The following is a 24,145-nucleotide window of genomic DNA, read 5'->3' on the forward strand; positions in this document are numbered from 1 at the left end:
CTCCGGAGAATACATCAAATGAGTTTGATGGAACAGTGCGTCATGCTGGGGGCGACCCGAGCGAGAGGACCGGTGATGGACGGGCTGACCGAGGAGGAGGCCGCGATCGTCGCGGTCGTGCGCGACTTCGTGGACCGCGACGTCCGGCCGTCGGCGCGGGAACTGGACCACACCGACACCTACCCCGAAGCGCTCATCGAGCAGATGAAGCGGCTCGGCGTCTTCGGGCTCGCCGTCCCCGAACCGTGGGGTGCGGTGCGGGTGTCCGCGCAGTGCTACGCCGTGATCACCGAGGAACTGGCGCGCGGCTGGATGAGCCTGGCCGGCGCGATGGGCGGGCACACCGTGGTCGCGAAGCTCATCGCCGAGCACGGCACGCGCGAGCAGCAGGACCGCTACCTGCCGCGGATGGCGACCGGCGAGGTCCGCGCGACGATGGCGCTGACCGAGCCCGGCGGCGGCTCCGACCTGCAGGCGCTGCGCACCACCGCCCGCCGCGACGGGGATTTCTACGTCGTCGACGGCGCCAAGACGTGGATCACCAACGCCCGCCGCTCGCAGCTGGTCGCGCTGCTGTGCAAGACCGATCCGCGCGCCGAACCCGCGCACGCGGGGATCAGCATCCTGCTCGTCGAGCACGGGCCGGGCTTCGAGGTCTCCCGCGATCTGCCGAAGCTGGGCTACAAGGGCGTAGAAAGCTGTGAGCTGTCCTTTGTGGACTTCCGGACGCCGGTGACGTCCTTGCTGGGCGGGGTCGAGGGCAAGGGCTTCGCGCAGATGATGCGGGGCCTGGAGATCGGCCGGATCCAGGTCGCCTCGCGCGCGCTCGGTGTCGGGCGGGCCGCGCTCGAGGATTCCCTGCGCTACGCCCAGGAACGCGAGGCGTTCGGGAAGCCGATCTGGCAGCACCAATCGGTCGGCAACCACCTGGCCGACATGGCCACCAAGCTGGCGGCGGCGCGCCAGCTCGTCCACCACGCCGCCCGCCGCTACGACTCCGGCGAGCGCGCCGACCTCGAAGCCGGCATGGCGAAGCTGTTCGCTTCGGAGACCGCGATGGAGGTCGCGCTGGCCGCGGTGCGCATCCACGGCGGCTACGGCTATTCCACGGAGTTCGACGTCGAACGCTACTTCCGGGACGCGCCGCTGATGATCGTCGGCGAGGGCACCAACGAAATCCAGCGCACGGTCATCGCCCGGCAGCTGGTCAAGCGCCATCCGATCGGGGGCGATCGCGCGTGAGCACCGGTGCCACGGCCGCGGCGAAGCGCGTCGCCACTGCCGTGACCGCGGCACGGAGTTCGTCCCCGCCTTCGACGCGGAAGCCGAAGGGTATGGTGGCCAGCCATTCCTGCGCGTACATCTCCGGGTTGCCGGTACTGCCGACCAGCACGCACCCGTCGCCGGCCGGATGCAGCCGTCCCATCGGCGGCCGGATCCAGGGCGCCACCTCGGCCATCGGGGCGTCGAACACGACGCGGGTGGGGAAGTCCCAGCCCGTACCCAGGTTTTCCTCCAGCACCGCGACCGGGTCGAGGCCGGCGGGCGGCTCGAACTCGTGCGCGGTCTGCCCGACCGCCCGGACCCGGTCGACCCGGTAGGTGCGCACCGCGCCGGCGCGGTGGGAATGGCACAGCAGGTACCAGCGCCCGTGGCGGGTCACGACCGCCCAGGGGTCCACTTCGGCCTCCCACTGGGAGCCGCCCTCGCTGCGGTAGGTGATCAGCACTCGCCGTTTGGCCGCGACGGCGGCGACGAGCGCGCTGGTGGTGCCGGGGTCGGGGCGAGCCGAGTGCCGGTCGGGGGCGGCCGAGGCGTGCTCGCGCAGCGCGGCCGCCTGCCGTCCGACGTTCTCGGGGAGTGCCTCGATGACCTTGCCGAGCGCGGCGCCGACGGGGTCGTCCCCGCCGGTGGCGGCGGGCTGGCCGTCGAACACCGCCATGACCAGCCCCAGCGCCTCGGCCTGGGTGAACACGATCGGCGGCAGCCGCGTGCCCCGCCGCAGCCGGTATCCGCCGTGCGGGCCGCGGGCCGAGTCGACCTGAATGCCGGCCTCCCGGAGGATCCCGACGTAGCGGCGGGCGGCCCGTTCCGTGACGCCCAGCCGTTCGGCGAGCTGATCGGCGGTCGTGCCGGGGCGCGTCCGGAGGATCTCCAGGGCGCGCAGGGCCCTTGCGGTCGGGCTGACCTCACTCGGCACCCGGGCAGGCTAGGCGATCATGCGCCGAACCGGAAGCGGATTGTCCGGAATTGGCTCTAGCGTGACACCTCGACGTACCGCACGAGAGGAAAACCTGATCATGGACATCCTGCTCATCGCCGGCCTGTGGCTCGACGGATCCGTCTGGGACGACGTCGCGGCCGAGCTCCGGTCGCTCGGTCACCGACCGGTGCCGGTGACCCTGCCCGGCCAGGGCGACGGATCGACCACCGCCACGCTCGACGACCAGATGGCCGCCGTGGTCGCGGCGGTGGACGCGGCCCCCGGCAAGCCCGTGGTGGTCGGGCATTCGGCGGCGGCCACCCTGGCGTGGCTGGCCGCCGACGCGCGTCCGGGCGAGATCGCCAAAGTCGTGTTCGTCGGTGGCTTCCCCGCCGCCGACGGGAAGCCCTACGCCGACTTCTTCGAGCTTCGGGACGGCGCCATGCCCTTCCCCGGCTGGGAGCCGTTCGAGGGCCCGGATTCGGTCGACTTCGACGAGGCGGCCAAGCGTGCCTTCTCGGCCGCCGCGATCCCCGTGCCCGCCGGGGTGGCCACGGGCGTGGTGCGGCTGACCGACGAGCGGCGCTTCGAGGTACCGGCCGTCGTCGTGTGCCCCGAGTTCTCTGTGGCCGAGGCGAAAGAGTGGATCGCCGCCGGTGACGTGCCCGAACTCGCGCGGGTCAAGCACCTCGGTTTCGTCGACATCGACTCCGGGCACTGGCCCATGCACACCCGGCCGGCCGAACTCGCCCGGATCCTTGCCGCGACGGCCTGACGGATGTACCCGGCCCAGCCGCTGGCCGCCGCGAGATCGCCCAGGCCGGGGGCGGTCTCGTCGAGGCCGTCCCCGAGGTGACCACCGGCCGCCAGGCGCCAGGCCGGTTCTTGTTCAGCGCGACCTTCGGGTGATCGATCCGGCCTGACGAAGGCTCGTCACGGGCGGTTCGGGACGCTCAGCATACGGTCACAACCTCGTCGCAGATATTGTCAACAATTTCATCGACGATTAGGGTGCGACCATCAAGCATGCGAAGCGACGAGGACTGACCTTGATCATCGACTGCCACGGCCACTACACCACCGCACCACCCGCGCTCGCGGCGTGGCGCGACCAGCAGATCGCCGCGCTCGGCGGCTCCGCTGCCGCGCCCGCGCGGGCCGATCTGCGGATCAGCGACGACGAGCTGCGCGAGACGATCGAGCCGAACCAGCTGAAGCTGATGGACGAACGCGGGATCGACCTGACGATCTTCTCGCCCCGCGCGTCCTTCATGGCCCACCACGTCGGCGGCTTCGAGACCTCGTCGGAGTGGGCAGCCATCTGCAACGAGCTCTGCTACCGCGTCAGCACGCTCTACCCGGACCGGTTCGCGCCCGCGGCGATGCTCCCGCAGTCCCCGGGCGTCGACCCGGCCACCTGCCTGCCGGAGCTGACCCGCTGCGTCGAGGAGTACGGCGCCGTCGCGCTGAACCTCAACCCCGACCCCAGCGGCGGGCACTGGACGGCCCCGCCGCTGACCGACCGGTCGTGGTACCCGGTCTACGAAAAGATGGTGGAGTACGACATCCCGGCGATGGTGCACGTCTCCACCAGCGTCAACCCGGCCTTCCACACCACCGGCGCGCACTACCTCAACGCCGACACGACCGCGTTCATGCAGCTCGTGCAGGGTGACCTGTTCACCGACTTCCCGACGCTGCGGCTGATCATCCCGCACGGCGGCGGCGCGGTGCCCTACCACTGGGGCCGGTTCCGCGGCCTCGCGATGGCGCTGGGCAAGCCGGAGCTCGAGGAACACTTGCTGGGCAACGTCTTCTTCGACACCTGCGTCTACCACCAGCCGGGCTCGGACCTGCTCTTCGACGTCATCCCGGCGCGCAACATCCTGTTCGCGTCCGAGATGATCGGCGCGGTCCGCAGCGTCGACCCGCGCACCGGCCACCACTTCGACGACACCCGCCGGTACGCCGAAGCCGCGAAACTGTCCGAAGCGGACTGGGCGGCGATCCGGGAGCACAACGCCCGCGCCGTCTACCCGCGCCTGGACGCGCTGCTGAAGGGACAGGGCCGGTGACCGCGCCCAAAACGCCGGGCTGGCTGGACTGGTACGCCGGTCCGTCCACACCGGACTTCACGCTGCCGCCCGGCGCGGTCGACGCCCACTGCCACGTCTTCGGGCCGCAGGCGGAGTTCCCGTTCGCGCCCGAGCGCAAGTACACCCCGTGCGACGCGAGCAAGGACCAGCTCTTCGCGCTGCGCGATCACCTCGGGGTCGCCCGGAACGTCATCGTGCAGGCCACCTGCCACGGCGCCGACAACTCCGCGATGCTCGACGCCGTCCGGGCGGCCGGCGGACGGGCCCGCGGCGTCGCGACCGTGCGGCCGGACATCGGGGACGCGGAACTGCGCGAGCTCGACGCGGCCGGTGTCCGCGGAGTGCGGTTCAACTTCGTCAAGCGGCTGGTCGACGCCGCACCGACGGAAGACCTTGCCGCGATCGCCAAGAAGATCGCCCCGCTCGGCTGGCACGTCGTGCTCTACTTCGAAGCCGCCGACCTGCCCGAGCTGGAAGGGTTCTTCGGCACGCTGCCGGTGCCGCTGGTGATCGACCACATGGGACGGCCGGACGTCACGAAACCGGTGCAGGGAAAGGAATTCGGCCGGTTCCTCGACTTCGCCGAACGCAACGACGTCTGGGTGAAGGTGAGCTGCCCCGAGCGGCTCACGGTCACCGGGCCGCCGGCGCTCGACGGCGAACGGCACGCCTACACCGACGTCGTGCCGTTCGCCCGCCGCGTCGTCGCGGAATTCCCCGACCGGGTGCTGTGGGGGACCGACTGGCCGCACCCGAACCTCAAGAGCCACATGCCCGACGACGGGCTCCTCGTCGACCACGTGCCGCTGATCGCGGAAACCGCGGAGGCACAGCGGAAGCTGCTGGTCGACAACCCGATGCGCCTCTACTGGCCCGGCGAAACCGCCTGAAACCCCCTGAAGGGCATGCAATGCAGCACGCCAACGCGCTCAACCGGCTGAACCGCCTGCCGATCTCGCGCTTCCACAAGATGACCATCCTGGCCGTCTCGTTCGCCTACTTCTTCGAGTTCGCCGACATCAACAGCTTCGCCACCACCGCGCCCAAGCTGATCAAGCTGTGGGGCGTGACGGTGAACCAGGTCGCCTACGTGACCTCGCTGTCGTTCGTCGGGATGTTCTTCGGCTCGATCATCGCGAGCACGATCGCCGACCGCTGGGGCCGGAAGAACGCTCTCATGTGGACGACCGTCTGGTTCGGCGTCTTCTCGTTCGCGGCGGTGTTCTCGTGGGACATCGTGTCGCTGGGCGTGTTCCGCGTCCTCACGTCGGCCGGTCTCTCGGCGATGACGGTCGTCGCGGTCATCTACGTCAACGAGCTCTACCCGGCGGCCAACCGCGGCAAGTACCAGGCGTACGCGATCGTGATCGGCATCTGCGGCACACCGGTGACCAACCTGATCGCGAGCGTCGTGGTCCCGCTCGGCAACTGGGAGTGGCGGCTGGTGTACCTCTGGGGCGCGCTCGGCGTCCTGCTGGTGCTGTTCACCCGGCAGCTGAAGGAATCGCCGCGCTGGTACGAAAGCCGGGGCGAGCACGCGAAGGCCGACGCGGTGCTGCGCGAGATCGAGGCCCGGGTCGCGGCGGAGAAGGGCCCGCTGCCGGAGCCGGCCCCGCCGATCGACGAAGCCCCGGTGGCCAAGGCGCCGCTGCGGCTGCTGCTGCGCAAGAAGTACCTGCTGCCGACGCTGCTGCTCACGGTCCTGTGGGTGACGCAGACGATCGGGTTCTTCGGCTACTCGAGCTGGGCGCCGACGCTGCTGGCCAAGGAGGGCTTCAGCGTCGAGAAGTCGGTCTTCTACGTGGCGCTGACGACGGTCGGCGCACCGCTCGGGTCTTACCTGGCAGCCCTGGTCACCGACCGCTTCGAACGCAAGTGGTGCCTGGTCGCGTTCGGCACGGTCATCGCGCTGTGCGGCCTGTTCTACGGGCTGACGTTCAACCCGGTCCTGATCGTGGTGTTCGGCTTCCTGGTCAACATGTTCGAGCGCGGTTACACGGCCCTCGGGTACGCGTATTCGCCGGAGCTGTTCGACACCCGCGGCCGCTCACTGGGCACGGGCGTGTCGTACGGCCTCGGCCGCCTGTCGAACGCGGCGGGGCCGCTGATCGTGGCCTCGCTGTACAACGGCAGCGGTTATCAGAGCGTGTTCCTGTTCATCGCGGGAACCTGGCTGGTCGGCGCGGTGGTGCTGGCGGTGTTCGGACCCCGGACCCGCCAAGCCCGCCTCAAGCCGCCCGCCACCGCACCCGCCGGGGTCTGACGGCCTACCGGACCGCCGCGGAAACCGCGCACAACGCGGCCCACCCCACGGCGAACGCGGCGACCTTCTTCCGCGCGGTCCGGTCCGGCAGGGTGGCGCCGAAGACGAGGGCGTCGGCGGCGTCGGAGGCCACCCGTGCGGCGAGGGCGACCTGCAGGGGCCGCCCCGCCGGGGCGAACACCATGGCCAGGCCGATCGCCGCGTCACGGGCGCCGATTCCGCCGACCAGCGTGCGGACGCCGGGGCTGACCTCGCCGGACGCCGTCGTCAGGCCGCACGGCTTGGCGAGCACTCGGGGCGCGGCGATGATCGTCGCGCTGTAGGCGGCCGTCAACGCTCCCAGGACACGGGTCATCGCGGGCATTGGGGTTCCTTTCGCCGGGTCAGCTCGGGCTACCCGGTCGAGCGCCGGGCAAACGGCCGGCGCGACCGCCGCCCTCTGCGAAGACCAATGTGGACAGTCCACTGGCGACCGGGGACGCCGTCGAAGCTATGAATCGGCGAGGTGCCGGAGCTGGTCCCGCGCGGCCGCGGCGACATCGGCCCGGACGCCCAGGTCCTCGAGCATCTCGGCGGCGACCGCCATTTCGGCGGTGCGGCGGACGGCGTGCCGGTAGGAGCCGCTGACCAGCCGGTCGACCGTGGCCGTCCCGGCGGCGGTCAGCTCGCCGACGATGACCTCGCGCAGCCAGTCTTCGCAGCCGGCGGCGCGGGCGGCGGCGAGGGCTTCGACCACGGCGGCGGACATGCCCTTGAAGAACACGCTGCGGAGCAGCTTGCGCTCGGCGGCGAGCCCGGCTTCCCCGCGCATGACCTCGACGGCGGCACCGAGGCCGTTCAGGGTGGCGGCGACGGCTTCGGCGGCCTTTCCGCTGGTCAGCATGGGTACGCGCAGGCCGCGGCCGGGGACGGGCGCCATGATCGCGACGTCGGCGAACGGCACGTTGTGCTCGGCGGCGAGGTCCGCCAGCCGCCGCTTCGTGCCCGGCGCGGCGGTGTTCAGGTCGGCCCAGGCCGCGCCCGGGCGCAGGCCGGAGAGCCCGGCGCGAAGGGCGTCGACCGCCGCCGACGCGCTGTTCACGCTCAGCACCAGATCGGCGCCGTCGGCCGCTTCGGCTTCGGATTTGGTGACGACGACGCCCGCCGCCGCGGCGGCGACGGCCGGGTCGTACGCGCGCACCACCGCTCCGGCCGTGGCCAGGTCACGGGCCAGTTCGCTGCCCGCTTCCCCCAATCCGAGTACCGCGATGGTTCCGGTCATAGCAGAATCCTCCTCGCCAGCTACGATCGAGTGCACGATGTGCTCGACAAAATTGTCAACAAAATCGGAGTCGAGGGTATGACCGAGAGTGCTGCGGACCGGCAGCCGGGGGAGCGTTCGGTGGTGGCGGCCATCCGGGACGCCATCGTCCGCGGTGAGTTCGTGCCCAACCAGCGCCTGGTCGAGGCCGACCTGTCCGCCCAGTTCGCGGCGAGCCGCGCCACCGTGCGGGCCGCGCTGATCGAGCTGACCAACGAAGGGCTCGTCGAACGCGTGCAGAACCGCGGCGCCCGCGTGCGCGCGGTCTCGCTCGAAGAGGCCGTCGAGATCTCCGAGGTCCGGATGATGCTCGAATCCCTGTGTGCGGCCAAGGCGGCCGAGCGTGTTTCCGACGCCGAGGTCGGCGAGCTGCGCGAACTCGGCGAGCTGATGCAGCAGGCCGTCGCGAGCGGGGACGTCGTCGGGTACTCCGGTCTCAACCAGCGGCTGCACCGGCGGGTCCGCGAGATCGGCGGGCAGCAGACGGCCGCGCAGGTGCTCGAACGGCTGCGCGGGCAGAGTGTCCGGCACCAGTTCCGGCTGGCGATGCGGCCCGGCCGCCCGCAGGTCTCGCTGCCGGAGCACCTCGCGATCATCGACGCCATCTGCGCGCACCACCCCGAACGGGCCGCCGAAGCCGCGCGTGTGCACCTCGGCAGCGTGATCGAAGCGCTCAAGGCGGCCGACGCCGAGGTCTCCCCGCTGCATCACTGAGCAAACCGTCGCCAAGATTGTTGACAATCTTGGCGACCGAACCGTACGGTGACGGGTATGAAGCCCGTCATCGTCACCGACCCGCCGCGCGCCGACCTCGAGCAGGTGACGCGCCTGGCCGACTACGGCGTCGCCACCGTGCACGAGGCCCTCGGCCGCACCGGGCTGCTCGGGCCCGGTCTTCGGCCCATCCAGGACGGCGCGCGCGTCGGCGGCACGGCCGTCACCGCGCTCTGCTGGCCCGGGGACAACCTGATGATCCACGCGGCCGTCGAGCAGTGCCGCGCGGGCGACATCCTCGTCGTCACCACGACTTCGCCGTGCGGCGACGGGCTCTTCGGCGAACTCTTCGCGACCGCATTGCGCCACCGCGGGGTGCGCGGCCTGGTCACCACCACCGGCGTCCGCGACGTCACCGATCTGCGCGCGCTCGGCTTCCCGGTGTGGTCGGCCGCGATCAGCGCGCAGGGCACCGTCAAGGCGACCGCCGGCGCGGTGAACGTGCCCGTCGCCATCGGAGGACAGCTGATCCGCCCCGGCGACGCGATCCTGGCCGACGACGACGGCGTCATGCGCGTCCGCCGCCAAGACGTCCAAAAAGGACTGGACGCCGCGAAGGCGCGCCTGGAAAAGGAAGCCGCCGCCCGGGAGGCGTTCGCCACCGGCCAGCTCGGGCTGGACCGCTACGGGCTGCGCGAAAAGCTCGAAGCGCTCGGCGTCCGGTACCTGACCGCCGAGGAGTACGAAAAGGAGCAGGCATGACCGGCGTGCGCTGCATGCTCATGCGCGGCGGAACGTCGAAGGGCGCCTACTTCCTCGCCGAGGACCTGCCCGCCGACCCCGCGGCCCGCGACGACCTGCTGCTGCGGATCATGGGCACCCCCGACCCGCGCCAGATCGACGGCCTCGGCGGCGCCCAGCCGGTGACGAGCAAGGTCGCGATCGTCTCGGCCGCCGACGACCCCGGGCACGACATCGACTACCTGTTCCTGCAGCTCGGCGTCGAAGAGGCGACCGTCTCCGACCGCCAGACCTGCGGCAACCTGCTCGCCGGCGTCGGGCAGTTCGCCGTCGAACGCGGGCTCGTGCCCGCCGGATCCGACCGCACCACCGTGCGCGTGCGGCTGGTCAACACCGGCACCATCGCCGTCTCGACGTTCGCCACTCCCGGCGGCGAAGTCGACTACCGCGGCGACACGGCCATCTCCGGGGTCCCCGGCACCGCCGCCCCGGTCGAGCTGGACTTCACCGAGACCGAAGGATCCGTCTGCGGCAGCCTGCTGCCGACCGGCCACGTCCGCGACGACATCGGCGGCATCCCGGTGTCCTGTGTGGACAACGGGATGCCGGTCGTCGTCGCGCGCGCCGAAGACCTCGGCATCACCGGGTACGAGCCGGTCGAGGAGCTCGCCGGCCCCGAGCTCGCCGGCCGGATCGACGCCCTGCGCGTCGAAGCCGGGAAGCTGATGGGCCTCGGCGACGTGCGCGGCAGCTCGGTCCCGAAGACCACGCTGGTCGCCGCGCCCCGCGACGGCGGCGCCATCTGCACCCGGACGTTCATCCCGGTCAAGCCGCACCCGTCGATCGGCGTGCTCGGCGGCGTCAGCGTCGTCACGGCGCTGCTGCTCGACGGCGCCGTCGGCCACGAACTGCTCGAGACCGGCGGCGGGCCCGTGCAAATCGAGCACCCGAGCGGCAAGCTCGCCGTGGCGATCGAGTTCGAAGGGTCCCGCGTCCGCCGGTCGACGGTCATCCGGACGGCGCGGAAGTTGTTCGACGGCACCGTTTTCCCCCGTTCCTGAGGAGCCAGGCATGCCGGATCCCTCGCCGCGCCACGAGATCGCGCACCTCGGCCACGTCGAACTGCGCACGCCGGAGCCGGAGAAGAGCCTCGACTTCTTCGTCCGCGTCCTCGGTCTCACCGAGAACGGCGCCGACGGCGACTCGGTCTACCTGCGCACCTGGGACGACTACGAGCACCACAGCCTGAAGCTCACCGCGGCGAAGACGTCCGGGGTCGGGCGGACGGCGCTGCGCGCGTCGAGCGAAGATGCCCTCAAGCGCCGGGTAGTGGCGCTGGAAGAGCGCGGCCTCGGCGTCGGCTGGGTCGACGGCGACACCGGGATCGGCCCCACGTACCTGTTCCGCGACCCGGACGGCCACGAACTCGAGCTGTACTGGGAAACCGAGCGCTACGCCCCGCCCGAGCACCTGCGGCCCGCGCTGAAGAACCAGGCGCAGGCCTACCCCGGTCGCGGGGTCGGCGTCCGCCGCCTCGACCACGTCAACTACCTGGCGAAGGACGCGGAAGCCAACGGGCGGTTCGTCTGCGACGCGCTCGGCGGCCGCGTCACCGAACAGATCCGGCTCGACAGCGGCGTCATTTCCGGGCAGTGGACGCACTTCGCGCAGAAGTCCTACGACCTCGTCTACACCAACGACTGGACGGGCTCGCGCGGGCGCCTGCACCACATCGCCTTCGCGACCGACACGCGTGAAGACATCCTGCGCGCGGCCGACATCGCGCTCGACAACGGCGTCCACATCGAGACCGGGCCGCACAAGCACGCGATCCAGCAGACGTTCTTCCTCTACGTCTACGAACCGGGCGGCAACCGCGTCGAGCTGTGCAACCCCACCGGGCGGCTGATCTTCGCGCCGGACTGGGAGCCGGTCACCTGGACCGAGGCCGAGCGGGCCAAGGGACAAGCGTGGGGACTGAAGACGATCGAGTCCTTCCACACGCACGGCACCCCACCGGTGACGTAGTGGTGCGCGATCGCTCCAGGCACTACGCTGAGCGCTTCAGGCGGCGCTCTCCGTGACAGCCTGGGGGGTGGGGGATGGCCGGGACATTGTCGGCCTTCACGGTGCGAGGGTTCCGGGTGGTGTGGCTCGCCGGCCTGCTCTCGGTGGCCGGGGACCAGCTGGCGCGCGTCGCGTTGTCCATCCTCGTCTACCAGCGCACGGGTTCCGCGGCGCTGAGCGCGGCCACGTACGCGCTGTCGATGCTGCCCGCGCTCGTTTCGGGAGCGCTGCTGTCCTGGCTGGCCGACCGGTTGCCGCGGCGGCGCGTCATGGTGGTGTGCGACGTCGTCCGGGCGGCGCTGGTGGCGGTGATGGCCGTGCCCGCCACGCCGCTGCCGCTGATGGCCGCTCTGCTGGTGCTGGTCCAGCTCGCCGAAGCGCCGTTCTCCGCGGCGCAGGGCGCGGTGCTGCCGGAGCTGCTCGGCACCCGGTACGAAGCGGGCCAAGCGGTGCAGCAGGTCACCACGCAGCTGTGCCTGGTGCTGGGGTTCGCGGCGGCCGCGTTCGTGGTGACCGGCGTCGGGGCGCACACCGCATTGGCGATCGACGCCGCTACCTTCGCCGTCTCCGCGCTGCTGATCCGCGCGGGGCTGGGCAGCCACCCGCCGCCGGGCGGCCGGTCCCGCCACGGGACGTCGTGGTGGCGGCAGGTCGCCGGGGGCGCGGTCGCCGTCAGCCGCGACCGGACGCTTGCGACGCTGGTGTGGCTGGGCTGGCTGGCGTTGTTCACGGTCGTCCCCGAAGGGCTAGCGGTGCCGTTCGCCAGGGAGATCGGCGCGAGCGGCGGCTGGATCGGCGTGCTGCTCGCCGCGGAACCGGCGGGTGCGGTGGCCGGCGCCATGCTGCTGCGGCTGGTCGCGCGCCGGGTGCGGGTGCGCGCGCTGGGCGTGCTCGCGGTCGGGACGTCGGCGCCGCTCGTGGCCTACTGGGCGCAGCCCGCGCTGGGTACGGCGCTGGCGCTGCTGTTCGTGTCCGGCGTCTGCTCGGCGTACCAGGTCACGGCGGGGGCGACGTTCGTCCAGCTGTCCCCGCCGCCGCTGCGGGGCCGGGCCCTCGGCTTCGCGCGGACGGGGATGATCGCCGGGCAGGGCCTCGGGATCGTGCTCGGCGGGGTGCTCGCGCAGCTGGCCGGCGCGGCGACGGCGATCGCCGTCGCGGGCACCGCGGGAGCGCTGGTCGCGCTCGCCGCGGCCGCCGCGTGGTCGCGCCGGCGGCCGGACGCGGTCTCGGCCGCGCTGCCCGCCGAAGCGTGACGCGGGTTCACCAGCCTTTGTCGGTCATCGTGTGCTCCTGTTCTCGGTGGCCAGGGGAACGGGGGTGGGGTGTGCGGGGTCACCAGCCTTTGTCGTGCATGGCGTGCTCCTGTTGTCGGTGGCCGGGGGACGTGGGTACGGAGGTGGGGGTTCACCAGCCCTTGTCGCGCATTGCGTGCTCCTTGTCGGTGGTGGCAGGCAGGGGGAGTGGTGGCGGGGTTCACCAGCCTTTGTCGTGCATGGCGTGCTCCTGTTCTCGCTGGTCAGGGGAACGGGGGTGGAATGTACGGGGTTACCAGCCTTTGTCGGTCATGGTGCGCTCCTCTTCTCGATGTCCGCGGGAACGGGGGTGGTCGTGCCGGTTCACCAGCCCTTGTCGCTCATCGGCTCGCCTTTCCGTGCGGTTCGTCCGGTCCTGGATACTCGGAATCGTCCCAGCCGCCCGGTCGGGTCGCGCCGTGGGGAAACGGCTGACACCGGACCGCAACGCGACTACCCTGGGCGAGCAGGTGTTCACCGGCGCGGAGCAGGGCGGGGAGGCGCTGCGATGAGCGGAGACACGAGCGGTCCGGGGGATTGGGCACCACCGCGGTGGAAGCTGTGGTCGTTGCCCGGGCGGGTGCTGTTCTTCGTACTGGCGGTCGATCTGGCGGCGCTGGCCGTCCTCGTGGTGGCGGCGCGGGCGACGCCGGAACCCCAGCAGTGGGCGACGGCGGGCTGGCTCGCCGCGGCCGCGTTGCCGCACCTGCACGCCTCGCACCTGATCGAGCAACGGCGTCGTGACCGCTCCGGCTCGCCGTACGTCGACCTCTGCAGCGTCTGGATCTTCGCCGGGGTGCTCGCCCTGCCGCTGGTGCTGGAGCTGGCCCTGGTCGCGGTGATCTACGGCCACCGCTGGCTGCTGGTCAACCGGTTCGACCCGGTCCGCCCGCCGCACCGCACGGTGTTCACCGCGGCCACGCTCGCACTGGCGGCGGCCGCCGCGGCCGCCGTGCTCCGGGCGACCGGCGCGCACGAGCACCTCCTGCACCTCGGCGACGGTGCCCGGCCCGGCTGGGCGGACCTCGCTGCCGTGGTCACCGCCGGCGCCGTGCAGTGGACCGTCAACACCGCGCTCGTCGGCGCGGTCATCGCCTGGACGGTCACCGTCGAGCACCCCCGCCGGCTGCTGGGCAGCGCCTCGGACAACCTCCTGGAAGTCAGCCAGCTGGCCCTCGGCGTGTTCGTCGCGCTCGCCCTGCTGTGGTGGCCGCCCGCGGCGCTGCTGATGATCATCCCGACGTTCGCGCTGCACCAGTGCGTCCAGCTCGACCAGCTCAAGATCGCCGCGCGCACCGACCAGCGCACCGGCCTGCTCAACGCGATCGCGTGGCACCAGCAGGCCGAGCGGGCGCTCCAGCGCGCCCGCACCACCGGCGGCCGGACCGGGGTGCTGATGATCGACCTCGACTGGTTCAAGCGCATCAACGACACCCACGGGCACCCGGTCGGCGACGACGTCCTCGCCGAGGTGGCCACCGTGCTCGCGAAGACCGTCCGGCGCGGGGACACTGTCGGGCGCTACGGCGGGGAAGAGTTCGCCGTCCTGCTGCCCGACGTCGACGAAGCCGAGATCCGCGCGGTCGCCGAGCGGATCCGCGTCCGGATCCGGGCGCTGCGCATCACCACGCCCACCGGGGAACCCGTCGCGCTGTCGGCGACCATCGGCGCGGCCCTGCACCCGGCCGTGGCCGAAGCGGGCCTGGAAGGGGTCATCCGCGCCGCCGACGAAGCCCTGTACGCGGGCAAGAAAGCGGGCCGCGACCGGGTGGCGCTCGCGGTGTAGTCAGCTGGTGCCGCGCACGACCAGCCGGTGCGGCGCGACGATCGACCGGGGTTCCGCGGCCGGCTGGGTCAGCCGGTCCAGCGCGAGTTCCGCGATGCGGTCCTTGTCCGGGGACACCGTCGTCAGGGCCGGGACGCTGTAGCGGCCGTCTTCGATGTCGTCGAAGCCCGCCAGCGCCAGCTCGTCCGGCACGGCGACCCCGCGGTCGGCGGCGGCCCGCAGCGCGCCCAGGGCCAGCTCGTCGGTGAAGCAGAAGACGGCGTCCGGCGGTTCGGGCAAGTCCAGGAGGGTCAGCATCGCCGCGTGGCCGTCGGCGCGGTGGAGGCGGCGCACCGCGACCTCCAGCTCCGGCGCGGCCGGCAGCCCCGCGTCGGTCAGCGCCTGGCGGTAGCCGGTGAGGCGCTGGCGGGCCGTCGCGTTCAGCGAGCGCGGCTGGATGCCCAGCGCCGCGACGCGGCGGCGGCCCGAGGCCAGCAGGTGGCCGGTGGCTTCGCGCGCCGCGGCGACGTTGTCGATCGCGACGTGGTCGACGCCCGCCGTGCCGTCGTGCTCGCCGAGCAGCACCAGCGGGACCGGGTCGGTGCGCGCGGCCAGCTCCGCGGGCGCCACCGCCCACGGGCTGAACAGGACGCCGTCGACCAGCTGGCTGCGCTGGCCGTGCAGCAGCTGCTTCTCGCGCTCGGCGTCGCCGTCGGTCTGGTCGATGAGCACCGTCAGGCCGCGGGCCTCGGCGACGCGCACCGTCCGCGCGGCGAGCTCGGCGAAGTACGGCGAGTCGATCTCGGGGATCACCAGCGCGATCAGCCCGGTCCGGCCCTGCCGCAGCGTCCGGGCGGCGAGGTTGGGCCGGTAGCCGAGCGCGTCGATGCTGGCCTGCACCCGCTCGCGCGTCGCCGGGGCCACGTAGCGGAACCCGTTGACCACGTTGGACACCGTCCGGACGGACACGCCCGCGTGCTCGGCCACGTCGCGCAGTTTCGGGTTCACCCGCGCAGCGTACCTCTTGCAACGTGGCATGCCACGTTGCAAACTGAGGTGCCACGCCGTCGTGCCCGAGGAGGCCAGGATGACCGCGCCCGCTTTGCCCGTCACCGAGCTCACGACCCTGACCGAACGCCTGCACCGGGACGGCATCATCGGCCTGCCGGGGGCGTTCTCCCGCGACTGGGTCCGCCGCCTCGGCGAAGACATCGACACGGCGTTCGCCGAGGCACGCGCCCGGCCGGACGGCGCCGTCGGCCGCGGCCCGAACCGCTACTACGTCGAGATCCACCCGGAGCAGCTGCGCGGGTTCGCCGAGCTGGCCGGCCACCCGTGGATCACGGCCGTCGCCGAAGCGGTGCTGGGGCCGGACTACCGGATCGTCGAGGTCGGCTTCGACGTCCCGCTGGCCGGCGCGGTCGACCAGCCGTGGCACCGGGACTTCCCGATGCCGGAAGAAACCGCGCGGCACCGCAGGCTGACGTCGCTGGCGGTCAACGTGACCGCGGTCGACACCGAGCCGGACATGGGCCCGTTCGAAATCGCGCCCGGCACGCACTGGGACGACGGCGCAGCCTTCGACCACGGCATGTTCCCGCCGCGGACGGCGTACCCGCGCTACCGGGAGCTCGCGGCGCGCAAGTTCCCGCGGATGGGGGACATCTCGATCCGCTCGGCGCTGACGATCCACCGCGGCACGGCCAACCAGTCGGCCAAGTCCCGGCCGGTTCTCGTGCTCGGCCTCGACGCGCCGGGCGCGGGCAACGACGCCCGCCACGACACCGCCGTGACCCGCGAATTCCGGGCGTCCCTGCCGGAATCCGTGCGCGCGCACCTGCACTGCCCGGTCGTCGACGTCCTGAAGCCGATCACCCAGAAGCACACGATCGAAGGACTGGTGATGGGTGACGCGGGCTAGCGCGATGTTTGCCGGGCTCGCCCGCGGGCATCACCTGGCCATGGCTGATGCGGGAATCACCGAAATGACGGGCCGGGCCGGCGTCGTCGCGGGGTTGCGACGCGTGCTGCTGGCGTTCGGCGTGGGCGGTGCGCTGGCGTGCCTCGCCTGGATGGCGTTGTGGCTGGCCATGCACCTTTGAGGGGTTTTCCGGCGCCGGCCGGGCGAGCCGGCCGGCGCCGAGGGTTCACTGGCAGGCTTCGCAGTCCGGGTCGTCGATCCGGCAGGCGGCGCCGTCGGTGAGCTCGAAGTCGAAGTCGTCCAGCGCGGGCACGGCCGGCGCGGTGACTTCTTCCGGGGTGGTGGTGGACATGGCGCTCCCTCGGGGTCGAACGGTTCTCTTCGGGTGTAGCGCCGAAGATCGCCGAGCATTCCGTGACCCGCGCCACAGTCGACATATCGGCAGTTGTCGCGCCCGATCCGGAGTGGCGGGGTCATCGCCCGCGTCTGCGGCTGACGACCGCCGCGATCGCGACCGCCGCCCCGGCCGCGGCGAACACCCCGGTGGCGACCGGGCTCAGGAACTTCGACAAGCTCGGCGCGCTGCTCGGCCCCAAGAGCCAGGCCCCGATCAATGCGGCGTACCCCGCGGCGAGCCCGAAAGCCCACCAGCGCAAGGAATTCCGCGCACGCAGGGCGCCGACCAGGACGACGGCGATCGGGATCGCGGTCAGGAAAGCGAACTGCCCGAGCACCATGACCGGCACGGCCCAAGCCGCGACGACGACGGCGGTCGAGGTGCGGCGGGCGGGAGCTGCAGTGGTGGTGGTCATCGTCTTCTCCTTGTGGCTCAACGGTTGCAGGGGGTTTCGGCGGTCTTCTTGAGGTCGGCCAGCCAGGCGTCGAGCCCGGGGGCCAGGTACTTCAGCGCGGTGGCCGGGTCGGCTTCGATCTGCTCACCCGTCCAGCTCTCCTCGGTGCGGACTAGGACGCCGCCGCGGACCGGGGTGAACGTCCAGACGTGCACGCCCCGGTCGATGCGCAGGCCGTCGCCGATGGCCGGGCCGCTCCAGCGGACGCAGCGGCCGGGCTGGACCTGGTGGACGGTCGAGGTGATGACCAGGGTGGTCGCCGGTGTCGCGGGGGTGGCCGGGACCGGGGTCGTCCAGCGGAACCGCGACCCGGGCCGCAGCGGGCCGGGGTCGAGCCGTTTCGCGCTGCTGACGGCGCTCTGCCACGAAGGCCAGCCCGCGACGTCGGTCTGCCGCTGCCAGACCGCGCCCGGTGGCGCCTTGATCACCGTTTCGGTCCGGTAGTGCAGCCGGGCGGCGGGATCGATCCCTTCGCCGCGGCACGTGACCGAATCGAGGGCCTGCGCCGACGCGGCCGGAGCGGCGACGCCCAGTAGTCCGGCGGCCAGGGGGAGGGCGAGCAACGCGGTGCGCAAGAGGGTCATGGGGTTCTCCCGAGAGTTAGTGACTGTTGTGATGGTTAGAAGTTATAACTACCGCGTAGTGAGTGTCAATAGGAAAAGTGATAGCCTCTAACCGTGACGGAGAGCCCGCGGGAGCGCTACCGCGCCCAAGTGCGTGAAGAGATCAAGCGGCACGCCTGGGAGCAGATCGCCGCGGCCGGCGTGCCCGCGCTGTCGCTCAACGCCATCGCCAAGCAGGTGGGCATGAGCGGCCCGGCGCTGTACCGGTACTTCGCGAGCCGGGACGAGCTGCTCACCGCGCTCATCCGCGACGCCTACCGCAGCATCGCCGACGCCGTCCGGGGTGTCCGAGGTCAGGGCTTTGCCATGCTGGCGAAGGTCATCCAGGACTGGGCGCGCGCCGACCCGCAGCGGTACTTCCTCGTCTACGGCACGCCCGTCCCCGGCTACCACGCGCCCGCCGACACCACCGCGCTCTCGCACGAGGTGATGGCGGTGCTGATCGAAGCCTGCGCGGAACTGCACGAGCCGGAGGTTCCCTCGCCGTTCGAAGAGCACCTCGAAACCCACCGCGAGTGGGCGGGCGACAGCGGCGTTTCGGCCGGGGCGCTGCACCGCGCGCTGGCCTTCTGGACCCGGCTGCACGGCGTGCTCTCGCTCGAGCTTGCCGGTCACTTCGCGGGCATGAAGTTCGATCCCGACCTGCTGATCGCCGAAGAGCTGACCGCGCTCTCGCTGGACTGACCCCCGCGCATTTCCGGACAGATCGGGCGGCGGTTGCGCGCGCCCTGGCGACTAGTCGTCAAATTTCCAGATCATGTCAAGTTCTTGCATGTTGTCTCCTCGTTGTTGCATGCTCGTGAGGCTCGCGCTCCCTCCCCTGCCGCTCTCGACGAAGAGATGACGCCATGACACGCATGCGCTTGCCCCGGCTCCTGGCCGGATTCCTCGCCGTGGGGCTGTCCGTCACCGGGCTCTCCCTCGCCTCCGCCGCCGACAGCCCGCCACCGAGAGCCGAAGCCGCGGCTGCCGCCGTCGCCGACGTGCCGCTGACCCGCACGGTGTCGGCGAGCAGCGCGCTGCCCGGTTACCCGGTCGCCAACGCCGTCGACGGGAACCAGGCCAGCTACTGGGAGTCCGCGAACAACGCGTTCCCGCAGTGGCTCCAGGCCGACCTCGGCTCGGCGAAGCCGCTCTCGCGGATCGTGCTGAAACTGCCCGTCACCTGGGAGTCCCGCACTCAGACCCTCGCCGTGCGCGGCAGCACCGACGGCACCGCGTTCACCGACCTCGTCGCCTCGAGCGGGTACGCGTTCGCGCCGAGCGTCAACACCGTCACCATCCCGGTGACCGCGACGACCCGGTACGTGCGCCTGCAGATCACCGCCAACACGCAGTGGCCCGCCGCGCAGCTCTCGGAGTTCGAGCTGTACGGCCCGGACTCCGGCGACACCCAGGCGCCCACCGCGCCGGCGAACCTCGCCCTGACCGAACCCGGCGCCGGCCAGATCCGGCTGACGTGGTCGGCCTCGACCGACGACGTCGGCGTCACCGGCTACACCGTCTACCGCGACGGCACCCCGGTCACCACCGTCACCGGCACCACGTTCACCGAGACGCGGCCCGCGGGCACGCGCGTCGAGTACTTCGTGCGGGCCACGGACGCCGCGGGGCACGAGTCCGCCGACAGCGACCACGTCGTGCGCCAGGGCACCCAGGCCGGGCAGAACCTCGCCGCGGGCAAGCCGATCGAGGCGTCTTCGAGCGTTTTCTCGTTCGTCGCCGCCAACGCCAACGACAACAACACTGGCACGTACTGGGAATCCGCGGCGGGCTACCCGAACTCGCTGACCGTGAAGCTCGGCGCCGGCGCCGACCTCGACGCCGTCGTCGTGCGGCTCAACCCGGACGCGGTCTGGGGCGCGCGGACGCAGAACTTCGAGGTGCTCGGCCGCGACCAGGGCGCCACGGCGTTCACCACGCTCAAGGCCCGCGCCGACTACCGCTTCGACCCGGCCGCCGGCCAGAACACGGTGACCATCCCGGTCACCGGGCGGGCCGCCGACGTGCGGCTGCAGTTCTACGCCAACTCCGGCGCCCCGGGTGCGCAGGTCGCGGAGTTCCAGGTGCTCGGCACGCCGGCGCCGAACCCCGACCTGGTCGTCACCGGCACCACCTGGACGCCGGCGAACCCGGACGAGACCAGCCAGGTCACCGTCTCGGCGACGGTGAAGAACGCGGGCACCGCGCCCGCGCCCGCCACGACCGTCAACGTCGCGCTGGGCGGCACGGTCGTCGGCAACGCCGCCGTCGGCGCGCTCGCCGCGGGGGCGTCCACCACGGTGACCGTGACCGCGGGCACCCGGCCGCAGGGCAGCTACAGCGTCACCGCGACCGTCGACCCGGCCAACACGGTCGTCGAGCAGAACGACACCAACAACACCTTCACCGCGTCCTCACCACTCGTCGTCGCGCAGGCACCGGGGCCGGACCTCGAGGTCACCGGCATCACGTCGAACCCGCCGAACCCGGCGGCCGGCGCGGCGGTGTCGTTCACCGTGGCCGTGCACAACCGCGGCACCAGCGGCGCGGGCGCCTCGGTGACCCGGTTGACCGCGGGGGCCACCGCACTGAGCGGCACCACGCCGGCGATCGCGGCCGGGTCCACAGTGGACGTCGCCATCACGGGCACGTGGACCGCGACCAGCGGCGGCGCGACCCTCACCGCGACCGCGGACGCGACGAACGCGGTCGCGGAGACCAACGAAGCCAACAACGGGCTGTCCCGCACGATCGTGGTCGGCCGCGGCGCGGCCCTGCCGTACACCGAATACGAGGCGGAAGCGGCGCAGTACCAAGGCGAACTGCTGGCGGCCGACCCGCTGCGCACGTTCGGGCACACCGACTTCGCGACCGAATCCTCCGGCCGCCGGTCGGTGCGGCTGGCGAACCAGGGCCAGTACGTCGAGGTCACGTCGGTGAACCAGGCGAACTCGATCGTCGTCCGCAACTCCGTGCCCGACGCGCCCGACGGCGGTGGCCAGGACTTCACGCTCAGCCTGTACGTCAACGGCACCTTCGCGCAGAAGCTGACGCTGTCGTCCAAGCACAGCTGGCTCTACGGCACCACCGACGACCCCGAAGGCCTGACGAACACGCCGCAGGCCGACGCGCGCCGGTTGTTCGACGAGTCGCACGCGCTGCTGGGCCAGTCGTACCCGGCGGGCACGAAGTTCAAGCTGCAGCGGGACAACGGCGACAGCGCGGCCTATTACGTCATCGACCTGGTCGACCTGGAGCAGGTCGCGCCGGCGCTGCCGAAGCCCGCCGAGTGCACCTCCATCACCGAGTACGGCGCGGTGCCGAACGACGGCGTCGACGACGCCCCGGCGATCCAGCGCGCGGTCACCGACGACCAGAACGGCGTCATCCCGTGCGTCTGGATCCCGGAGGGCCAGTGGCGGCAGGAGGCGAAGATCCTGACCGACGACCCGACCGTGCCCAACGGCGGCGGGCAGTACAACCAGGTCGGCATTTCGAACGTCACCATCCGCGGCGCCGGCATGTGGCGCTCGCAGCTGTACTCGCTGATCCAGCCGCAGGACGCGGGCACCATCAACCACCCGCACGAAGGCAACTTCGGGTTCGACATCGACAAGAACACGCAGATCTCCGACATCGCCATCTTCGGCTCCGGCCGGATCCGCGGCGGTGACGGCAACGCCGAGGGCGGGGTCGGCCTCAACGGCCGCTTCGGCACCGGCACGAAGATCTCGAACGTCTGGATCGAGCACGCCAACGTCGGCGTGTGGGTCGGCCGCGACTACAGCAACAAGCCGGAGCTGTGGGGCCCCGCCGACGGCCTCCAGTTCAGCGGCATGCGGATCCGCGACACCTACGCCGACGGCATCAACTTCACCAACGGCACGCGGAATTCACGGGTGTTCGACTCGTCGTTCCGCACCACCGGCGACGACTCGCTCGCCGTGTGGGCCAACCAGTACGTGAAGGACCCGTCGGTGGACATCGCGCACGACAACGCCTTCACCAACAACACCATCCAGCTCCCGTGGCGCGCGAACGGCCTCGCGATCTACGGCGGCTACGGCAACAAGATCGAGAACAACCTGGTGTCCGACACGATGAACTACCCGGGGATCATGCTGGCGACCGACCACGACCCGCTGCCGTTCTCCGGGCAGACGCTGATCGCGAACAACGCCCTGTACCGCTGCGGCGGCGTGTTCTGGGGCGAGCAGCAGAAGTTCGGCGCGATCACGTTCTTCGCGCAGGGCAAGGACATCACGGGGGTGACGTTGCGGGACACGGAGATCCACGACTCCACCTACGACGGCATCCAGTTCAAGACCGGCGGCGGGACCATGAGCGTGGCGGTCACGAACGTCAAGATCGACAAGTCGAACAACGGCGCCGGCGTCCTCGCGATGAGCGGCGCCCGCGGCAGCGCGACCCTGTCGAACGTGACGATCACGAACTCGTCGGCGGGCGACGTCGTCGTCGAGCCGGGTTCGCAGTTCGTCATCACCGGGGCCCCGTGAACCCGGGCGGCGGCGTCCGTGTCCCGGGCGCCGCCGCCCGGCTCCAGCCGAGCAGGTTTGTGTCACCCCGTCCGCTCGCGGATCCAGTCCGCCACGACGTCCACCCGCGCGATCGTCTCGGCTCCCGGCTGCGGGCACGGCGGCCCGGTGTTGACGATGGCCACCAGCGTCGCCGTGCGGTCGTCGCCGGAAACGAAGAACGGGCCGCCCGAATCCTCCGGGCACGGGCCGTTTTCGACGGTTCGCGTGCCGACCGGCAAGGCTTCCAGCGTCGACTGGCCGATGCCCGAAACCGTGAAGCGACCGCGTTTGAGGTGGTCGGACGGGCCGAGCACGGTCGCCGAGTGCGAACCCCAGCCGGCGAACTGCAGCTGCTGGCCCACCACGGGCCGCTTGCGGTTCAGCTCGACCGGCGTGATGTCGTTGATCGCGAGGTCGAGCTTCGCCAGCGCCAGGTCGTTCACCGGGGACTGCTCGACGTCGACGACCTTCGCCGTGTGCCCGCCGGGGTCGGTGTCCTTCAGGCGGCCGACGGTCACCGTCATCGTGTACCGCGGCGGGCCGCCGACGCGGGCGTCGGCGAGGTCGTGGAAGCAGTGCCCGGCGGTGACCACCCACTGCGGCGCGACCAGCGAACCGCTGCAGGCGCCGTCGCGTACGCCGCCGCCCGGGACGGGGATGTCGTCCGAGGTCAGTTTCGCGTTGAAGGGCAGGATCGGGTTCGGCGCGGGCCGCGTGGTGGTGGACACGGGAGCCGGCGCTGGGGCCGCGGGGTCGGGCAGGCCGTGCCCGCCGGCCGCGGCGGCCAGGACGGATCCCGCCACCGTCATCCCCGCGGTGGTGTGCGCGAACGCGAGCCCGGCTCCGGCCAGCACCGCGACGGCTGTCGCCCGCGGCCGGAAGAGCCGTCGTCGTTGCGAAGAAGTCCTCACACCCCTGATACACGGGCGGGAGGCCGGAATGGTTGCGCGTTTCGCGCGCGAACCGCGTCGCCGCCGGTCAGGCGGGGCCGGCAAAGTCGGGTCGGTGCGGTCCGCAGCGATGCGCCGGCGTCTTGAATGACTCATTCAGGACCTCCGAAGACCTGAATGAGTCATTCAAGACGTGGGGCGAGCAGGTCACCGACGGCGAAGTGGCTTGGCCGCGTGACTTTGCCGGAGCCCTGCCGGTCAGGCGGGTGGGGCCGCGATCGCCGGCCACAGCACCGAGACGACGGCGGCGGGGATGCCGTCCTTGTCGTCGCCCCGGTGGAAGGCGGCGAAGTAGCTGCCGAAGCACAGCGTCGCGATGGTGTGCTTGTCGATGCCGTCCCGGACCGCGCCGCTCGCCTGGAGCTGGGTCAGCACGTTCTCGACCAGGGTGACCCGCGGTTCGACGGCGTGCTCGCGCAGGATCTCGAGCAGCTCCGGGGTGCGGATCGCCTCGCCGGCGAAGTTGCCCATCAGCACCATGGCGTCCGGGTTGAAGTACGCCGGGTCCAGCCGCCGGACGGCTTCGGTGAAGGCCTCCCGCGGCGCCAGCCTGCTCAAGTCCACGGTGTAGGAATCGCGCTGTTCGCGGAAGCCGTAGTCCAGCGCGTCCACGACCAGGTCGAACTTGGTGCGCCACCGGCGGTACAGCGTCGGGCGGCTGACCTTCGCGTCCGCCGCGATGTCGCCGATGGTCATCAGCGAGTAGCCGTCGCGGACCAGCCGCGCCCGGGTGGCCCGGATGATCGCTTCGTCGAGCGCCGCGTCGCGGGGACGGCCGCCGGGACGCGACGCGGCTTCTTCGTCGGTCGCGTCCCGGGAAGCCATTCCCGCAGCTTAAC

24 protein-coding genes are annotated in these 24,145 nt (G+C 71.7%); 15 read left to right on the plus strand and 9 right to left on the minus strand.

Features of this window, described 5'->3' with window-relative positions:
- Nucleotides 1-75 precede the first annotated feature (75 nt).
- Entirely contained in the window at nucleotides 76-1,242 is a 1,167-nt protein-coding gene (locus H4696_RS02560) for an acyl-CoA dehydrogenase family protein (RefSeq protein WP_086855930.1), read from the plus strand.
- Here H4696_RS02560 and H4696_RS02565 read toward each other — a convergent pair.
- Nucleotides 1,208-2,200 (minus strand): helix-turn-helix transcriptional regulator, encoded by a 993-nt coding sequence (locus H4696_RS02565; protein ID WP_086855929.1) that lies wholly within the window; start codon nucleotides 2,198-2,200, stop codon nucleotides 1,208-1,210. The two genes, H4696_RS02560 and H4696_RS02565, sit on opposite strands and share 35 nt — an antisense overlap.
- A gap of 100 nt (nucleotides 2,201-2,300) precedes the next feature.
- On the opposite strand from H4696_RS02565, the gene H4696_RS02570 reads away from it, so the two are divergent.
- The 4 genes from H4696_RS02570 (at nucleotide 2,301) to H4696_RS02585 (ending at nucleotide 6,562) form a co-directional block, all read left to right on the plus strand.
- Nucleotides 2,301-2,978 (plus strand): alpha/beta fold hydrolase, encoded by a 678-nt coding sequence (locus H4696_RS02570; RefSeq protein WP_086855928.1) that lies wholly within the window; start codon nucleotides 2,301-2,303, stop codon nucleotides 2,976-2,978.
- A 274-nt stretch (nucleotides 2,979-3,252) separates the two neighbouring features.
- Nucleotides 3,253-4,278 (plus strand): amidohydrolase family protein, encoded by a 1,026-nt coding sequence (locus tag H4696_RS02575; protein WP_086855927.1) that lies wholly within the window; start codon nucleotides 3,253-3,255, stop codon nucleotides 4,276-4,278.
- Nucleotides 4,275-5,189, plus strand: coding sequence for an amidohydrolase family protein (locus H4696_RS02580; protein WP_086855926.1), 915 nt, complete (start codon nucleotides 4,275-4,277; stop codon nucleotides 5,187-5,189). Before H4696_RS02575 ends, H4696_RS02580 begins: the two co-directional genes overlap by 4 nt.
- Nucleotides 5,190-5,209: 20 nt before the next feature.
- Nucleotides 5,210-6,562: an MFS transporter gene (locus tag H4696_RS02585; RefSeq protein WP_086855925.1), complete on the plus strand. Its 1,353-nt coding sequence runs from the start codon at nucleotides 5,210-5,212 to the stop codon at nucleotides 6,560-6,562.
- Nucleotides 6,563-6,566: 4 nt separating this feature from the next.
- Here the strand turns inward: H4696_RS02585 and H4696_RS02590 are convergent, their stop codons facing one another.
- Entirely contained in the window at nucleotides 6,567-6,926 is a 360-nt protein-coding gene (locus H4696_RS02590) for a hypothetical protein (RefSeq protein WP_086855924.1), read from the minus strand.
- Nucleotides 6,927-7,052: 126 nt separating this feature from the next.
- Nucleotides 7,053-7,823 (minus strand): NAD(P)-dependent oxidoreductase, encoded by a 771-nt coding sequence (locus H4696_RS02595; protein ID WP_192782021.1) that lies wholly within the window; start codon nucleotides 7,821-7,823, stop codon nucleotides 7,053-7,055.
- A gap of 78 nt (nucleotides 7,824-7,901) precedes the next feature.
- Between H4696_RS02595 and H4696_RS02600 the strand changes: the two genes are divergently transcribed.
- The 6 genes from H4696_RS02600 (at nucleotide 7,902) to H4696_RS02625 (ending at nucleotide 14,462) form a co-directional block, all read left to right on the plus strand.
- The gene (locus tag H4696_RS02600; RefSeq protein WP_086865424.1) at nucleotides 7,902-8,576 is read left to right on the plus strand and encodes a GntR family transcriptional regulator; all 675 of its coding nucleotides are present in this window, start codon (nucleotides 7,902-7,904) and stop codon (nucleotides 8,574-8,576) included.
- Between the two features lie 57 nt (nucleotides 8,577-8,633).
- Nucleotides 8,634-9,338 (plus strand): 4-carboxy-4-hydroxy-2-oxoadipate aldolase/oxaloacetate decarboxylase, encoded by a 705-nt coding sequence (locus tag H4696_RS02605; protein ID WP_086865425.1) that lies wholly within the window; start codon nucleotides 8,634-8,636, stop codon nucleotides 9,336-9,338.
- Nucleotides 9,335-10,378, plus strand: coding sequence for a 4-oxalomesaconate tautomerase (locus tag H4696_RS02610; RefSeq protein ID WP_086865426.1), 1,044 nt, complete (start codon nucleotides 9,335-9,337; stop codon nucleotides 10,376-10,378). Before H4696_RS02605 ends, H4696_RS02610 begins: the two co-directional genes overlap by 4 nt.
- Nucleotides 10,379-10,388: 10 nt before the next feature.
- Nucleotides 10,389-11,345 (plus strand): catechol 2,3-dioxygenase, encoded by a 957-nt coding sequence (locus H4696_RS02615; protein WP_086865427.1) that lies wholly within the window; start codon nucleotides 10,389-10,391, stop codon nucleotides 11,343-11,345.
- 74 nt (nucleotides 11,346-11,419) lie between these two features.
- The gene (locus H4696_RS02620) at nucleotides 11,420-12,637 is read left to right on the plus strand and encodes an MFS transporter (protein WP_192782022.1); all 1,218 of its coding nucleotides are present in this window, start codon (nucleotides 11,420-11,422) and stop codon (nucleotides 12,635-12,637) included.
- Between the two features lie 547 nt (nucleotides 12,638-13,184).
- Nucleotides 13,185-14,462, plus strand: coding sequence for a GGDEF domain-containing protein (locus H4696_RS02625; RefSeq protein ID WP_225955571.1), 1,278 nt, complete (start codon nucleotides 13,185-13,187; stop codon nucleotides 14,460-14,462).
- Here H4696_RS02625 and H4696_RS02630 read toward each other — a convergent pair whose 3' ends face one another.
- A complete protein-coding gene (locus tag H4696_RS02630; protein ID WP_086857341.1) occupies nucleotides 14,463-15,449 on the minus strand; it encodes a LacI family DNA-binding transcriptional regulator in 987 nt (328 codons plus the stop codon).
- 79 nt (nucleotides 15,450-15,528) lie between these two features.
- Between H4696_RS02630 and H4696_RS02635 the strand changes: the two genes are divergently transcribed.
- Together H4696_RS02635 and H4696_RS02640 are read left to right on the plus strand one after the other, a co-directional pair.
- On the plus strand, nucleotides 15,529-16,362 hold the full coding sequence (locus tag H4696_RS02635) for a phytanoyl-CoA dioxygenase family protein (RefSeq protein ID WP_086857340.1): 834 nt from the start codon (nucleotides 15,529-15,531) through the stop codon (nucleotides 16,360-16,362).
- Between the two features lie 40 nt (nucleotides 16,363-16,402).
- Complete coding sequence (locus H4696_RS02640; RefSeq protein ID WP_169734863.1) at nucleotides 16,403-16,543, plus strand: hypothetical protein; 141 nt, start codon at nucleotides 16,403-16,405, stop codon at nucleotides 16,541-16,543.
- 45 nt (nucleotides 16,544-16,588) lie between these two features.
- Here H4696_RS02640 and H4696_RS50640 read toward each other — a convergent pair whose 3' ends face one another.
- From H4696_RS50640 to H4696_RS02650, 3 genes are all read right to left on the minus strand, one after another.
- Nucleotides 16,589-16,714 (minus strand): hypothetical protein, encoded by a 126-nt coding sequence (locus H4696_RS50640; RefSeq protein ID WP_264086312.1) that lies wholly within the window; start codon nucleotides 16,712-16,714, stop codon nucleotides 16,589-16,591.
- Between the two features lie 121 nt (nucleotides 16,715-16,835).
- Complete coding sequence (locus H4696_RS02645) at nucleotides 16,836-17,174, minus strand: hypothetical protein (RefSeq protein WP_086857338.1); 339 nt, start codon at nucleotides 17,172-17,174, stop codon at nucleotides 16,836-16,838.
- A gap of 17 nt (nucleotides 17,175-17,191) precedes the next feature.
- Nucleotides 17,192-17,797, minus strand: coding sequence for an SRPBCC family protein (locus tag H4696_RS02650; protein ID WP_086857337.1), 606 nt, complete (start codon nucleotides 17,795-17,797; stop codon nucleotides 17,192-17,194).
- Between the two features lie 93 nt (nucleotides 17,798-17,890).
- Here H4696_RS02650 and H4696_RS02655 point away from each other — a divergent pair, with 93 nt between their 5' ends.
- Entirely contained in the window at nucleotides 17,891-18,520 is a 630-nt protein-coding gene (locus H4696_RS02655; protein WP_086857336.1) for a TetR/AcrR family transcriptional regulator, read from the plus strand.
- Nucleotides 18,521-18,684: 164 nt separating this feature from the next.
- Nucleotides 18,685-22,335 carry a CARDB domain-containing protein gene (locus H4696_RS02660; protein WP_225955573.1) on the plus strand — a complete coding sequence of 1,217 codons (3,651 nt, stop codon included), beginning with the start codon at nucleotides 18,685-18,687 and terminating at the stop codon, nucleotides 22,333-22,335.
- Between the two features lie 62 nt (nucleotides 22,336-22,397).
- Here the strand turns inward: H4696_RS02660 and H4696_RS02665 are convergent, their stop codons facing one another.
- Entirely contained in the window at nucleotides 22,398-23,267 is an 870-nt protein-coding gene (locus H4696_RS02665; protein ID WP_249026885.1) for a S1 family peptidase, read from the minus strand.
- A gap of 237 nt (nucleotides 23,268-23,504) precedes the next feature.
- Nucleotides 23,505-24,131 carry a TetR/AcrR family transcriptional regulator gene (locus tag H4696_RS02670; protein WP_086857334.1) on the minus strand — a complete coding sequence of 209 codons (627 nt, stop codon included), beginning with the start codon at nucleotides 24,129-24,131 and terminating at the stop codon, nucleotides 23,505-23,507.
- Between the last annotated feature and the right edge of the window lie 14 nt (nucleotides 24,132-24,145).

The sequence above is a fragment of the Amycolatopsis lexingtonensis genome, from assembly GCF_014873755.1.
Taxonomy (GTDB): domain Bacteria; phylum Actinomycetota; class Actinomycetes; order Mycobacteriales; family Pseudonocardiaceae; genus Amycolatopsis; species Amycolatopsis lexingtonensis.